The organism is Ascidiaceihabitans sp. (assembly GCF_039986515.1).
Classification (GTDB): Bacteria; Pseudomonadota; Alphaproteobacteria; order Rhodobacterales; family Rhodobacteraceae; genus Ascidiaceihabitans.
This window is the reverse complement of record NZ_JBDWQO010000003.1, coordinates 39,128-52,355: the sequence shown is the minus strand read 5'-3', so window position 1 is coordinate 52,355 and position 13,228 is coordinate 39,128. Positions and strand designations below refer to the sequence as shown.

The following is a 13,228-nucleotide window of genomic DNA, read 5'->3' as shown; positions in this document are numbered from 1 at the left end:
GCGCAGAAATCAAAGGGTGATCTGTCACAGAGTGGTCCACGTATCATTCACATAATAGGGAGCGATCACATGCTGAAACAGGGACTTGTCGCAAGTATCATTGCATTGGGCACTACAGCGCAGGCCGATATGCCAGCCGTGTCGTTTGCGTCGATTGATGGCGGGATGTTGCATTTCCAAGATTGGGCCGGTCAGCCTGTTCTGGTGGTGAACACGGCATCGCAATGCGGGTTCACCTATCAATACGATGGGGTTCAGGGGTTGTATGATCGCTATAAAGATCAGGGCTTGATTGTGTTGGCTGTCCCTTCGGATGATTTTAATCAGGAACTGAAAAGCGCAGCGGATGTGAAAGAGTTCTGTGATCTGAACTTTGCGCTGGATGTGCCCATGGCGGACATCACACATGTAAAAGGGTCAGATGCCCATGCGTTTTACAAATACGTAAACGCGCAAACAGGTTTTGTGCCGAACTGGAACTTCAACAAAGTGTTGTTGGACGGGGAGGGCAATGTGGTGGGGACTTGGCGGTCCAGTACCAAACCGCAATCCGCTAAAGTCACGGATGCTGTCGAGAAGGCGCTGAGCCAGGCCGCAGGGTAGAAACGGTTGTGGCATAAGAAACGGGCGCATCTGGATAGATACGCCCGTTTAAATAACTCAGTGCAACAGCGCTGTAGCGTTCAGGTTGGTGCTGTCGTTGTCACGACCACTTCGTCACCGTCGTCTGTTACGATTGTTACGAACAAAACGGTACCGACGATTGCAACGGCTGTTACCGTGCCTGTCAGGCCGAAGGCCGCTGCTGTGATGGCTTGACCGTCAAGGTTCACGTCGCCCTGGCCGCCGGAAACGGTGTTGTTTGTTGGCAATTGCTGGGCTGCGACTGGCGCTGCCAACAGGGCCAAAACCGCCGTCAATGCATATGCTTTTTTCATTTGAATTCCTCAGATCTGATGAGTCGAGATTAATCTTGTATGTTCGATAACACAACTAAATAGGATTTTGCAGGTGAAAATCACACTCTCTATACAAAATTGAGTGTTTTTTTTGCCGCAAAGCGTCCTATTTCAGCAACCGAATTTTAAGGTATCCAAGATCCGGTCCCGCCCATTGCCGTGATTGCAGGACTTTGCCGGACTGATTCACCCAGTAGTCGTTGCGCACAGTTCCCAATGTTGACTGGCAGGTTTCGCGCAGATGCAGGGTCTGAAATCGCAATTCGATGATGTCGATGCTTTCATTTCCAACGACAGCCGTTTCACATTGCAGCAACAGATCGAATGCGCCGTTAACGTCGTTGCGCACTTGCATACGTCGTTCACCGCCGCCGTTCCCGCGTGCTTTGATTGCGCGAAGGGATGCGGATGCGTCGCTTGAGGCCAAATCACGGCCCAGTCCGCGCGTCGAGATCAGAACACCGTCACGCAACACCACGTTTTCGCCAGTAATTGTCCGCCACACTGCGATCTTGCCGGGCAAGTGATCTGTCCGAAACGCGCCGGGAATAAGATAGGCGGTTTGATTGGTGGATTCGACTGTGACTTCTAGTGAGCCTACCGTTTGTAGGTCCAAAATTGCCCGCGTTATCTGGAATTTGGTTGCGGGTGCTTTGCGCGACTTGCGGTTTTCTTTTACAACCGTGCGCAGTTCTTTCAGAACGGCGGTTTGGCTGTTTGAGCTGTCTTCCCCACCGGAACATGCCGCCAGTAGGCCAAGACAAAGGCCTGCGCAGATTTTTGTCAGATGCTTCATTCCCAGACCCTCGCCCAATCGCTGGATAAGGCCTTTTTCTGAGCGCCCCGTACCTGTTCATACAATCGTCCCGGCACGATCAACCGTGCGCCGCCGTCGCGTTGGATCGGGCGGATGGTGGTTGAAATTGTGCGCTGCGTCGGTTTGCCAAGGAACCAGTTTACTGGAATGGTCAGGTTGATCCCCTTGTCGAATGACCCTTCCCCGAAATCGGCTGATGAAACGTCCGTCAACGTAAAGAACCCCCCCACGGCCCAACCGTTTCGAAATTCGCGTGTAAGCGTTACAGTGCCACCGATGTCACCCGCAAGATAGCGTCCCACATCCAATTGACCGTGATAGCCGTTGCCGAATTCATAGTAGGCCGACACGTGCCCTGTCGCGACAGTATAATCCAAAAGCCCGAAAGCCCCGTCAAAGTCACGTTGTTTCACATAGTTGGCTTCAACCCCAAGCGCCAAGCGGCTTGCGGATGGTTTCCAAAGTAATTCACCGGAAACGCCCGCAAACATCTGCTCTAGATAGCCTGCTGTCACCCTTGCATAGGTGCTGTTGCCCGGTTTCCACTGTTTGGACAGGTACAGCTGGCTTAGGCGTGTCGTAGAGCCTTGAGAATACAGTAGCCCGTTGGTGCGCACCCGTGGCAAAACTGAGTTCGAAGTGCGTGTGCTGTCGCCGATGTTGCCGATCAAGCGATGTTTGATAGAGCCTGCCAATTTCCAGCCCGGCGCAAACTTGTAGCTGGCTGCGGCGCGAATACCTGCGTCAGCCCGCACGGGTTTGTCGGGGTCAAAATAGCTTGGATCGACATATGGCCCGATCGAGTAGCTGAATTTCGGTGTTGCGTCTTCGGGGCGTACTTCGCCCACCAATTGGGGCGTTGCGTCTCCGAATCCGGTCACGGCAAACAGGGCATCGGCGGCATCGGGTTGAAATTCCAATGCTTCAAGGTCGGACCGGCGAATGGTGACCAAAGACACAGGCAGATCGTTCTGCACAATCACCAGTTTGAACGTCTCAACCGAAGGCGGCAAAATCCGTGCCAAGCTGCGTGCGGCACGGCCAACCGCGATGGAATCGGATTGATAGCGTTGATTGATGAACCGCAGTTCCGCAGAGGATGCGGTAACAGACAGCGCATAAAGCTTTAGCCCTTGATTTTGCAGTTCAGGCATCAACAGGTCGCGCAATTGCGTGGGCGCTGATGCACTTTGCGCCCAGTCTGTGCGCCATGCTTCAGGGTTGGCTTTGCGTGTGGGGCGCACGACAACCGCACGTGGCGCCGATACGCGCAACGGGTTCAGGGCGCGGCGTGGGTTCAGCTGGATTTGGGCGTTGATCCCGAACTCAGATCCGTAAAGATAGTAGGCACCTAAACGCACGCGTTCTGAATATTGGTATTCCGCACCGAAGTTTACGTTGGATTTACGTTCCAACACGCCTTGGCGCACTTCGCGGTCATAGGTGTCGGATGAATATTCAAGCTTCAGCCCCAAGCGGTCGTTGACCTGCCATTCGATGCCTGCAAAGGGCGATGCTTTGCCGCGAAACCACGTGTCATAGCTGGGGCTGCCGCCGTTGGAGCCGCTGGTGCCGCCGGTAAAGCGCGGACGCGCTGGATCAAACACACCACCATCTGCCAATCGGCCCCACCCCACCCCAGCGGTCACTTTGATGGTGCCCGGCAGGCTGAGCGGATTGTTGAATGTCTTGGTGGCGACCACGTATTCGCCTGAATAGATGCCGGTGCCTGCAAAGTCCTGCAAGCCCACAGCCAATGCTGGCATGTACCGTTTTTCGCGCACGGCCAGATAACGGATATCAAAGCTGCGGTCGCGGTAATCGACAAAACCGCCGATGTTGAAGTCTTTAGTGCCTGCGTAGCGGAAGCTTGCGGTCAGGCGCGGCGTCGCTTGGAATGTGATCGTGTTGCGGCTGATGCCTGCGAAATAGGACAGTGTTACGGCAAATTGCCCGTCTGGCAATGCCTCGGCCGAAGGCATATCGATCAGGCCAGGCAAGCCGTAGAAGTTCTGCGAGGGTTGGTTTTTATGCAAAAGCCGCGTCGATTTTTCATCGGCGCTGGCCAACTGCCCCGTCATGGCAATCGCAGCACACATCACGGCGATCCGTTTGGCTGTCTTTAGTGTGAAAGCCTGAAATGTCGTGCGGTGAAGCGGCATAAATGACCTCTGTCGAATAGCATTATTTGCCCACGCTTACATCACGGTACGCGGGTTCAATCAATTGTTTGTGCGCCTGATCCCTGCGACAGGGGGCAGACCGGGGCAATCAAGTGACTATTAAGTAACGGGGGTGATCGTCGTGTATCCCGAAAAAGGGGGAATTGCGGGGGTGCTGCCGTAGCCCTCGACCCAGCGTCGGGCCACATCACGGGCTGCGTCTTCGTCGCCGTTGACCATGGCTTGGCGGAGTGCGCGCGTGGCGGTGGCCACTTCGATTTCGGACAATTGTGCTTCGTCTGAATAGAAAATTTTGCAGTGACCTGTGCCTAGAAGATTGCCGGACAGCGTCAGTTCTTCCATCATCTTTTCACCGGGCCTTAGTCCAGTGAACGCAATTTCAATATCGCCATCGGGATTGGCTTTGTCGCGCACAGTGTACCCGCCGCTTTCAATGATTTGGCGCGCAAGGCGTTCGATCGGAACCGGTTTGCCCATATCAAGCACAAAGACTTCGCCACCCTCGGCCATGGCACCGGCCCGCAACACCAGCGTTACGGCCTCTTGTACCGTCATGAAAAAGCGCGCCACATTCGGGTGTGTGACTGTTAGCGGTCCACCACGGCGCAGCTGGTCCTGAAACAGGGGCACCACAGATCCCGAAGACCCAAGAACGTTCCCGAAACGGACCATAGACAAAACTGTGCCCGCGTTGCCTGCGCTGGGCGGATTGGCCCGTGTTGCCAGGTCCTGAACCACAAGTTCGGCAAGGCGTTTAGAAGCCCCCATCACATTGGTGGGGCGCACGGCTTTGTCGGATGAAATCAACATAAAGCGTTCTACGCCGGCGGCCACGGCCTCTTGGGCGATTGTTTGCGTGCCAAGCACGTTGTTGGCCAGCCCGGACAGCGGGTTGGCTTCGACCAACGGCACATGTTTGTAGGCGGCGGCATGCAACACAACCTGAATGTCGTGATCTTGCAACAACTTGCGTACTTGCCGGGCGTCGGTGACGGACCCAAGTATTGGCACGATGGTGATCTGCGCCTTTTCAACGATCTGCGCCAATTCCATGTCGATGCGAAACAGCGCCAGTTCCGACAATTCGAACAGCACCAGTTTTGCGGGGCGACATTCCAGAATTTGACGGCAAAGTTCTGATCCAATGGACCCGCCGGCGCCTGTTACCAGCACGTTCCGGTCTGTGTAGTTTGACCGTGAATCGTCGAAGGTCTCCGACATTTCGTCACGGTTCAGAAACGCGTTCGGCTCAAGCGATGTCAGCTGGTCGATCAGGGTATCTTCGCCAATCAATTGCGCGAACGATGGTACGGCTTGCACTTCAAGCCCTTGTTCTTGCAGGCGATGTGCAATTTGCATCTGACGTGGCTGACTGAGTGACGGCATCGCCAGCAGCACCCGGTCGATCCGCATTTTTTCAACGATATGGTGCAGGCGGACTGGCGAATGGACGGGCAGGTGGGACAAGGTCATGCCATGCATCGCCGCGTTGTCGTCCAGAAATGCGACGGGCATGATGGATTTGTGATTGCGCAGCGCTGATACCAGTTGCGTGCCAGTGGCACCCGCCCCGTAAATCAAAACGCGGATGGCGTCCTTGGATCTGCGATACGCCGCTTGCACGACTTTCAGCATCAAGGCCCGAACCACAACCGAAAGCACCAGAAAGCTAAGGGCAAACACAACATGTGTGCCAAAGGGCAAAGCAGGCCCGAACAGGCTGGACAATCCAAAGGAAGCGGCCCCCAGAATGCTTGCAAAAATCGCAGTGGTGCCGATGGATGTCGCATCATAGGCGCTCAGCTGAATGGCGCAGACCCCAAGCCAGATTGACACCAAAACCGAAACAACCAGCAGGGCCGCCAACACGGGCATGTTTTGCAACGCAACTTGTTGTGCCATCATCGGCGACACCTGCAAGCTGAACGCAAAAACCATGGCGACAGGCACCAAGATCAGGTCCACCGCCAGCATAATGTTGCGCTTTTGTGCGCGGCTCAGCGCTTTGATGAAATTCAATAGATGCACAAGATTACCTAAAACTGTTCCTGCCGACATTACCTATAGTTGCTGAAGTGGGCCACTGATTTGAGGGGAAAACCCTTAAAAGCAACGCATTAGGCGTTTTAACGCTTGTTTTTCCGCCGAAACAGGTTCCCGATGGTCTGAAAAACCAGATCAAAATCGTAACACGTTGATTGATTGCGCTGATAAATCAGGTCCAGCCGTGCTTTGCGCGGCACACAGATTCGGGTGTAGATGTCATCGGTTTGCGCTGCCGTTTCGCACCGCGCCAGCAGCACGTCTTCGTGTTTGTGAAAACGGATGGTGGCAAGCCCCGTCACGCCGGGCCGCGATTTCAACACGTCTTTGTAAATCCGGGGGAAACGGTCGACATATTCGCGCAAGGGCGGGCGCGGCCCCACAAAGCTAAGGTCGCCTTTCAGGATATTCCAAAGCTGTGGGAATTCATCCAGACGTTTCGACCGCAGTTTTGCGCCAATGGGGGTTATGCGTGCCGTTTTGTCTCCGCCTGACACGCCCGCGTCGGTGTCGACCACCGTCATGGTGCGGAACTTCCACAGCCCGAATGATTGATCCGGTGTTTTCATCCGCTCTGCCACATAAAACAAAGGCCGTCCCTGTTTGATCAGGATGTAGATACACAACACGGCAATCACAGGCCCAAGGATCACAACCAAAAGGCTGGCGAAAAACAGATCGAATATGCGTTTGCGCCACGTCATTGGATGTCCTGACTGCGCCGCCATTGGGCCACCATTGTTTCGGGTGCGCTGTCTTCCGGCATCAGTTTGACGTGGTTTTGCAGTCTTTTGGTGCATAGGTTCACACAGCCAATCACCCCTGTTGCGGGTGTGCGGTAGACATAGGCCAAGCCCGCAGCATCCAGCAAACTGTCCATGCCAACGGGACCCGGGGTCGCGACATTCAGGCGGTTGGGCAAATCGCTTTGCCGCATCAAACCCATCAAAACACGCGCCAAAGTTTCCAACCCCATGTAGCTGCGTCGCGGTGCGCGGCCGTCTTCAAGCTGGTCCAATGCCATTCCCGGTGTCCACCCTGCCAGAATGGCATCGGCACCCGCGATATTGCCAATACGCAATGCGGTATAGGGGTGCGCATGCGCTTGTGCCATGTGTTCCATGTCCAGTTTGGCGCGGCCATAATCGCTTTGGGGTATGGCGGGCCCGTCTTCGGTCAATATACCTGTGGTCGCGCCATAAACCGCCGCGGACGAGGCAAGAAAAACGCGTCCTGCGGCAGTGTCTCGTGCCGCGTCCAGAACAGCACGTGCCAGATCGACGTTCAGCGCCATATTCGCATTTGGTTTGTAGGTTTCACCGGCCAGACACAGCACGGCATCCGCACCATTGATCAGCTGCCGCATGCCTTTAGGATCGTTCAATATGTCAACGGTCTCAAAGCCGTGTTCTACACGTCTGGATTGCCACAAAACGGGCAAATCTTTCCAATGCGGACGGATGCATTTCCCCAACCGACCCGTTGCCCCGATGACAACGATTTTGGATAATGCGTGCGCGTGTGAGGCATCTATTGACGACATGCTTTCAGGCAGTATCCTGCGCACAACAAATTTCCAATACTCTCGGGTGCCATTGGGCGGGAAACAACCGAAAAAGTCATTGGTGCGTAGGCGCAAATCGATAAAGGGCAGAGTTGCTATGCTGTTGAATATTAAGCGAACCTTGGGGTTTTGCTTGGCTTTGGGTCTTGCAGGATGTTCGACTTTGCCGCGTGGCGCTGCCGTCGATAACGAGATTTTGCGCGAAGCCGATGACGAGAATGCAGGCTTTGCGATTTACCCCGTGACCAAGGCATTCTTGCCCAGTGTCGCCACGTGGCCCGCCACCAACACCAAATCCTACAACTGGATCAAGCACAGCCATGGTGCTGCGACCAATATTATTCGCGCAGGCGATGTGGTCAATCTGCGGGTCTGGGACAGCGATGCCAATTCGCTTTTGACAGGCCCGTCAGAGCCTGCTGCGGACTTGGGCGATTCAGTCGTCAGCCCCGCGGGGTCTATCTTTGTGCCTTATGTCGGCAAGGTGAACATCGCAGGACGCAGCCCCGATGCAGCACGGTCCGTTATCCAGCGGTCGCTTGAATCTATTTCGCCCTCTGCGCAGGTTCAGTTGTCGCTGGCGGCCGGCCGTGGCAATTCGGTTGATCTGGTGGGCGGCGTCAGCACACCGGGCAATTATCCGATGCCCAACAATGACTTTTCGGTCCTAAGCTTGATCGCTGCTGGCGGCGGTGTCCCCAAAGATATGCGCAACCCGCAGGTGCGTTTGCAGCGTGGTCATACGGTTTACGGCACGTCCATTGATCATTTGTACGAAAACCCGTCGTTGGACACGCGCTTGCGTGGTGGTGACAAAGTTATTGTTGAAGAAGACGACCGTTATTTCTTGTCCCTCGGGGCTGCTGGTTCAGAGGCACAGTTTCGCTTCGATCAGGCGCAAGTGTCTGCCTTGGACGCGGTGTCTATTATTGGCGGTGTGAACGACACCCGCGCTGATCCCAAAGGCATTCTGATCTTGCGTGAATATTCCGACGCTGCTGTGCGTCCGGGTGTGCGCGGCCCGCGCCAGACGCGGGTTGTGTTTACGCTTGATCTGACATCGTCGGATGGCTTGTTCTCGGCACGCAATTTCCCGATCCATCACAAGGATCTGGTGTTGGCCACGGAAAGCCCCGTGACCAATGCGCGGACGATCCTGCAATTGATCGGTGCGTCCTTTGGTGTGGTCAGTGCGGCCACGAATTAAGCGGTACTGACCCTAGACGCGAAAGACCTCAAGGGTGCTGCGCGGCCCGTTGAAGCTGTCCATATCCACGTTGCCGGACACGCCGTTACATGACCCTGACTGGGAATGCTGCCAGATCGTGTAAATCTTCCAGCCCTGCGGCATGTGTGGCTTTGACACGCCGTAATTGGCCACCCAAAGCGGGTAATCTTCGAAACCCGACGGGTTGCCGATCCCTGCAAAGAAGCTGGCTGTGGTGTATAGGAATGGCTTTTTGCCCACGGCTTTTTCCACAGCACTTAGCCATGCCAAAGCTTCCTCGACGATCACGCTGGCACTGGCGCCGTTGGTGTCTTCCAGATCCAGCATTGGCAACAGATCACCGGGTTTTGGTTTTGCCACGCTTAGAAAATAGTCGGCTTGGGCTTTTCCATCATCGCCACCGGTAAAGAAGTGATACCCGCCCGAGATCAGGCCAGCCTCGCGCGCCCCTTCAATATTGTCTGAGTAATAGCTGGCGGCAGAATAGCCGCTTTGCCCTTGGGTCGCTTTGATGCTGACAAAGCTTTGCCCGCCTGCTGCAACCTTGTTCCAATCCACGTCGCCTTGAAAATGTGAAACATCAATCCCTTGCGGGTTTCCATCGGCCATAATTGCCTCCTGTTAAATCTATCAATGCAGTGATTAACGCAGAGGTTGTGTTTTGAAACAAGCTTTATGGCAGCGCCATGCGCTTTGCTTCAGGCACCAGATCGTTGATTTGCCGAATGTGTTCGGGCAGGCATACGGTATGGAAGTCGTAGGTTTTCACCACATGGTCCCGTGCGGCTGGCCCAATATGGGCGTAGGTTTCGGGATTTTGCAGAACGTCAACAACTTGGGCAGCAATCGCATCCGGATCAAAGAAATCCACGATCAAACCGGTTTCACCGTGGGTGATCGCCTCGCGGACAGGCGCCACATCGGACGCGACAATCGTGGCCCCCATCGACATGCTTTCAAGGCAGGACCATGACAGCACGAAGGGCATCGACAGATACAGGTGGCATTTGCTGATCTGGATGATCTTCTGGTAATCCTCGAAAGGGACTTGGCCCAGAAAATGCACGCGGGACCAATCGACGCGGTCGCCCACCTCGGCCTCCATCTGGCCGCGCAATCCACCGGGATGTTTGGACTTGCCGCCATAGGACGTGTCGTTGCCGCCAATCACCAGAACGCGGGCATTGGGATGGCCGGCCTGAATGCCGGGCAGGGCGCGCATGAACTGGTGAAAGCCGCGCGTGGTTTCCAGATTGCGCGCCATGTAGGTGACAATGTCGTCGTCGGCACGGGTCAGCGCACGGTCCACGCGGCCCAACGTCAGTTCGACGTCTGGGTCGGGCAACAGCGTGTCGGTGCGGATGCCGTCATGACAAACATAGCATTTGTCGTGGAAGCTTTCGGGAAAGCGGTCGCGTTGCCAATAGGTCGGGCAATGCCCCAAATCGACAACTTCAATGTTTACCAAAGGCACAGCGTTGTTGGCGGCCAGAATATAGGGGGAATGTGCGGACACTGGGCTTTCCGGATCAAAGCCTACCGGTCCGCCGTGGGCGCTGTAATAGTATTCGAAGAAGCCGATGATGGGTGTGTTTGGATACACCTCTTTCATAAAGGTCAGTTCGCCCCAGCCCACATGGCCAATAATGATGTCGGGGGTAAATCCGGTATCTTTCAATTTGCTGGCTGCTTGGGCCGCCCCGAAACCGGACCCTGTGGCGTTTTCCCACGTCCGTGACAGCCCGTAGGCGTCGTCTTTGGCGACGTTGTGTGGTTTGTAAACAATGGTACGCACCCCGTCGATTTTGGGGGCGTTTTTGCGCTGGGTCAAAAAGACAATGTTATGGACACCGCGCCCAACCAGCCATTGCACGAATTCGCGGTATTGGCCGGGCATATTTTGGTGCACAAACATGATATTCATTAAATAAATCCGTTCTGAATTTGGCTTAGGTCACTGCATAGCGTCCACATGGTTAAGGATCAATGCGGGTCCCAAGCCAACACATGGCCACGCTTTTCCTGACCGGGGCTTATGCCGTAGGCGGTGCGGTAGCTTTTGGAAAAATGGGACAGGGACTGAAAGCCACAGGTCACGCAAACGTCTGTGACAGACATAGCGGTTTGGCGAAGCAACTCGCGGCTTCGTTTTAGGCGTAGACGCAAGTAATACCGCTTGGGGGAGGTGTTGATGTACTTCGCAAACAGGCGTTCAAGCTGCCGTGTGCTAAGTTGAATGACATTGGCGATTTCGTCCGGGCTTAAGGGGTCTTCGATGTTGTTTTCCATGATTTGTATCGCCAGCGCGAGCTTGCTGTTGCGGGCTTCGGGACGGTTCTGGGCCGACATGCGCTGGGCCGCGGTGGGCTGGCGGGGGGTCGTGTAAATCATCTGGTCTGCGACCCATGTCGCCAGGTCAGTGCCGTGGTCTGCGTGGATGCGTGCCAGCATCATGTCCATGGACGCGGCCCCGCCTGCACTGGTGAAAATACGGCCATCTATAGAAAAAAGACTGTCTTCGATGACCACATCCGGTAGCATTTCAGTCAGGGCACCGTGATATTCCCAATGGGTGGTCACGCGCTTGCCGGCAAGCAATCCCGCCAAGGCCAACGTATATGTGCCCGAGGATAAAGCCCCGATATCCATCCCTTTGCGGGACTCGCGGCGCAACCAGCTTAACACGCGTTTGGTGCTGCCTTCGCCAACGTTTTCGCCGGCACACACAACGATGGTTTCATGGCGGTCCAGATCGGGCAGGGCGCAGTCCACTTGAAATGTGACGCCATTGTAGGCCGGTACTGGCGCCCCCGTTTCGCTGATCAAACGCCATTTGTAAAAGGGGGTGCGTGACGGATGGTGGTTGGACAGGCTAAGCGCTTCGATGGCACAGGAAAATCCAAGAGGCGAGAAACCAGGAAGCAACAAAAACGCATATTTGCGTGGATGGTCACCCGGCTTCGCGTCAGGCTGCAAGAGCCTGATCCAAGAATGCGCGCATTTTGCGCTCATAGGGTTCGTTGACGATGCGTGCGACTTCCTGTCCGCCTTTCATCACAACCAAAGTGGACCGGCGGGTCACCTTCATCCGCTGCGTCATTTGTGATTGTCCGAAAGTGTCCCAATCAATGTCCACAAAAGTCAGTTGGCCGTAGCCCGGATTTTCGGCAATCAGCTTGGCAATCATTTCAAGTTTGATCTGACAGGTCAGTGACCATTTGGCCCGAAAATTTAAAACAAGCGTTTGATCCGATTTGCGCAATTCAGACCATTCATCGGCGCGGAATGTGACGGAAGAATACGCCATTGCTGTATGGGGCAAAGCAAGTGCCGAAACAGACAGCAAGCAAAAGGCACGGCGGTTCATAAACGCACTCCAAAACGTGTTAAATTCCGCAAGACGTTAACGCGAAAATAGGGCCCTGATAAGGCGCAAAATCAGGTTTTCTGCTGTCGCGATACCTGAACAGCCAAAATCCCAAGCGCAATGATTGCAACTCCGATCATGTCGCGTGCTGTCAGTTGTTCACCAAGCAGAAGGGCCGCGATGGCGACCCCGAAAAAGGGATTGAGAAAGTGAAAGGTTGCCGCCCGCACTGCCCCGATCCGGGCCACCAGCGCAAACCAGATCCAGGTGGCCAACAGGCCGGGGGCCAGCGTGGTGTAAATGAAAGCTGCCACAAGTTCCGGGGTTACGTTCACGGTGATGTTTTCGGTGACGGCAGACGCGCCCGCCAGAACCCCTGCACCCACAAACATCTGAAGCCCGACCACCATCATCAAATTTCCACCGGATGACGCGCCACGCATCGACAAGGTGGCCACTGTCAAAGCTGCGGCTGCAATGACACATAACGATAGCCCGAAGACGTCAACGCCGCCCGACAGTCTGGCGCCCATAATCAAGACCACGCCGACCACGCCCAAGACCAAACCCGCGATACCCAAAAGTGGCAGGGTTTCGCGAAACAATACCCATCCGGCCAGCGCGACCATCAATGGCATGGTCGATGCGATGATCGACGCCAAAGAGGCTTCGATGGTTTGCATGGCCACAAAGTTAAGCCCAAGGTAGATGGCGTTCTGGCACAGCCCGAAAATAAACGTGGCGCGCCATTGATCCCGGGTCAGATGCCACGTTTGCCCAAGGGCGCGTGCGATGGCGACGCCGATCAATCCGGATATGAAAAAGCGCAAGGACAGGGATGCCAAAGGTGAGGCGTCGGCCACAATTATGCGTGCGGACGAGAAGGCAGAAGACCAAATCAGGGCAAACAAAAGCCCCATGCCGATCGCGCGAATGTCCATGCCTGCAGTCCTTTGTATTTTGCGCGATCTTTTCCCAAAATGCAGGCCTGCGCAAGCCGCAGTTGAATTTGGCGAAACGTGGTAGATTAAAGGATCGTAAGGACTGTTTTTATCAAACGGATGCGA

At 55.2% G+C, this 13,228-nt stretch carries 13 protein-coding genes; 2 read left to right on the top strand and 11 right to left on the bottom strand.

Annotation, left to right across the window (positions count from 1 at the left end; translation table 11 throughout):
- The first annotated feature begins 69 nt into the window (after positions 1 to 69).
- Positions 70 to 603: a glutathione peroxidase gene (locus tag ABJL60_RS00625; RefSeq protein ID WP_348373375.1), complete on the top strand. Its 534-nt coding sequence runs from the start codon at positions 70 to 72 to the stop codon at positions 601 to 603.
- 80 nt (positions 604 to 683) lie between these two features.
- On the opposite strand, the gene ABJL60_RS00620 is transcribed toward ABJL60_RS00625, so the two are convergent.
- The 6 genes from ABJL60_RS00620 to ABJL60_RS00595 form a co-directional block, all read right to left on the bottom strand.
- Positions 684 to 938, bottom strand: a complete 255-nt coding sequence (locus ABJL60_RS00620) for a hypothetical protein (protein WP_348291620.1) — start codon at positions 936 to 938, stop codon at positions 684 to 686.
- A gap of 127 nt (positions 939 to 1,065) precedes the next feature.
- Positions 1,066 to 1,755 (bottom strand): YjbF family lipoprotein, encoded by a 690-nt coding sequence (locus ABJL60_RS00615; RefSeq protein ID WP_348291618.1) that lies wholly within the window; start codon positions 1,753 to 1,755, stop codon positions 1,066 to 1,068.
- Positions 1,752 to 3,938 (bottom strand): YjbH domain-containing protein, encoded by a 2,187-nt coding sequence (locus ABJL60_RS00610; RefSeq protein ID WP_348373374.1) that lies wholly within the window; start codon positions 3,936 to 3,938, stop codon positions 1,752 to 1,754. Before ABJL60_RS00610 ends, ABJL60_RS00615 begins: the two co-directional genes overlap by 4 nt.
- 120 nt (positions 3,939 to 4,058) lie before the next feature.
- Entirely contained in the window at positions 4,059 to 6,017 is a 1,959-nt protein-coding gene (locus ABJL60_RS00605) for a nucleoside-diphosphate sugar epimerase/dehydratase (protein ID WP_348373373.1), read from the bottom strand.
- A gap of 68 nt (positions 6,018 to 6,085) precedes the next feature.
- Positions 6,086 to 6,706, bottom strand: coding sequence for a sugar transferase (locus ABJL60_RS00600; protein WP_348290812.1), 621 nt, complete (start codon positions 6,704 to 6,706; stop codon positions 6,086 to 6,088).
- Entirely contained in the window at positions 6,703 to 7,545 is an 843-nt protein-coding gene (locus tag ABJL60_RS00595) for an SDR family oxidoreductase (RefSeq protein ID WP_348373372.1), read from the bottom strand. Before ABJL60_RS00595 ends, ABJL60_RS00600 begins: the two co-directional genes overlap by 4 nt.
- A gap of 118 nt (positions 7,546 to 7,663) precedes the next feature.
- On the opposite strand from ABJL60_RS00595, the gene ABJL60_RS00590 reads away from it, so the two are divergent.
- Positions 7,664 to 8,773, top strand: coding sequence for a polysaccharide biosynthesis/export family protein (locus tag ABJL60_RS00590; RefSeq protein ID WP_348373371.1), 1,110 nt, complete (start codon positions 7,664 to 7,666; stop codon positions 8,771 to 8,773).
- Between the two features lie 12 nt (positions 8,774 to 8,785).
- On the opposite strand, the gene ABJL60_RS00585 is transcribed toward ABJL60_RS00590, so the two are convergent.
- The 5 genes from ABJL60_RS00585 to ABJL60_RS00565 form a co-directional block, all read right to left on the bottom strand.
- On the bottom strand, positions 8,786 to 9,403 hold the full coding sequence (locus tag ABJL60_RS00585) for a glycoside hydrolase family 25 protein (RefSeq protein WP_348373370.1): 618 nt from the start codon (positions 9,401 to 9,403) through the stop codon (positions 8,786 to 8,788).
- 64 nt (positions 9,404 to 9,467) lie between these two features.
- Entirely contained in the window at positions 9,468 to 10,718 is a 1,251-nt protein-coding gene (locus ABJL60_RS00580; RefSeq protein WP_348373369.1) for a glycosyltransferase family 4 protein, read from the bottom strand.
- Between the two features lie 59 nt (positions 10,719 to 10,777).
- Positions 10,778 to 11,770, bottom strand: coding sequence for a GlxA family transcriptional regulator (locus ABJL60_RS00575; protein WP_348290822.1), 993 nt, complete (start codon positions 11,768 to 11,770; stop codon positions 10,778 to 10,780).
- Positions 11,760 to 12,161 (bottom strand): thioredoxin family protein, encoded by a 402-nt coding sequence (locus ABJL60_RS00570; protein ID WP_348290824.1) that lies wholly within the window; start codon positions 12,159 to 12,161, stop codon positions 11,760 to 11,762. Before ABJL60_RS00570 ends, ABJL60_RS00575 begins: the two co-directional genes overlap by 11 nt.
- A gap of 71 nt (positions 12,162 to 12,232) precedes the next feature.
- Positions 12,233 to 13,102 (bottom strand): DMT family transporter, encoded by an 870-nt coding sequence (locus ABJL60_RS00565; RefSeq protein ID WP_348373368.1) that lies wholly within the window; start codon positions 13,100 to 13,102, stop codon positions 12,233 to 12,235.
- Positions 13,103 to 13,228: the final 126 nt, after the last annotated feature.

What these genes read in the sequence shown, in the direction of transcription:
- ABJL60_RS00625 (WP_348373375.1), top strand. Translation starts at nt 70, where the DNA reads ATGCTGAAACAGGGACTTGTCGCAAGTATCATTGCATTGGGCACTACA.
- ABJL60_RS00620 (WP_348291620.1), bottom strand. Translation starts at nt 938, where the DNA reads ATGAAAAAAGCATATGCATTGACGGCGGTTTTGGCCCTGTTGGCAGCG.
- ABJL60_RS00615 (WP_348291618.1), bottom strand. Translation starts at nt 1,755, where the DNA reads ATGAAGCATCTGACAAAAATCTGCGCAGGCCTTTGTCTTGGCCTACTG.
- ABJL60_RS00610 (WP_348373374.1), bottom strand. Translation starts at nt 3,938, where the DNA reads ATGCCGCTTCACCGCACGACATTTCAGGCTTTCACACTAAAGACAGCC.
- ABJL60_RS00605 (WP_348373373.1), bottom strand. Translation starts at nt 6,017, where the DNA reads ATGTCGGCAGGAACAGTTTTAGGTAATCTTGTGCATCTATTGAATTTC.
- ABJL60_RS00600 (WP_348290812.1), bottom strand. Translation starts at nt 6,706, where the DNA reads ATGACGTGGCGCAAACGCATATTCGATCTGTTTTTCGCCAGCCTTTTG.
- ABJL60_RS00595 (WP_348373372.1), bottom strand. Translation starts at nt 7,545, where the DNA reads ATGTCGTCAATAGATGCCTCACACGCGCACGCATTATCCAAAATCGTT.
- ABJL60_RS00590 (WP_348373371.1), top strand. Translation starts at nt 7,664, where the DNA reads ATGCTGTTGAATATTAAGCGAACCTTGGGGTTTTGCTTGGCTTTGGGT.
- ABJL60_RS00585 (WP_348373370.1), bottom strand. Translation starts at nt 9,403, where the DNA reads ATGGCCGATGGAAACCCGCAAGGGATTGATGTTTCACATTTTCAAGGC.
- ABJL60_RS00580 (WP_348373369.1), bottom strand. Translation starts at nt 10,718, where the DNA reads ATGAATATCATGTTTGTGCACCAAAATATGCCCGGCCAATACCGCGAA.
- ABJL60_RS00570 (WP_348290824.1), bottom strand. Translation starts at nt 12,161, where the DNA reads ATGAACCGCCGTGCCTTTTGCTTGCTGTCTGTTTCGGCACTTGCTTTG.
- ABJL60_RS00565 (WP_348373368.1), bottom strand. Translation starts at nt 13,102, where the DNA reads ATGGACATTCGCGCGATCGGCATGGGGCTTTTGTTTGCCCTGATTTGG.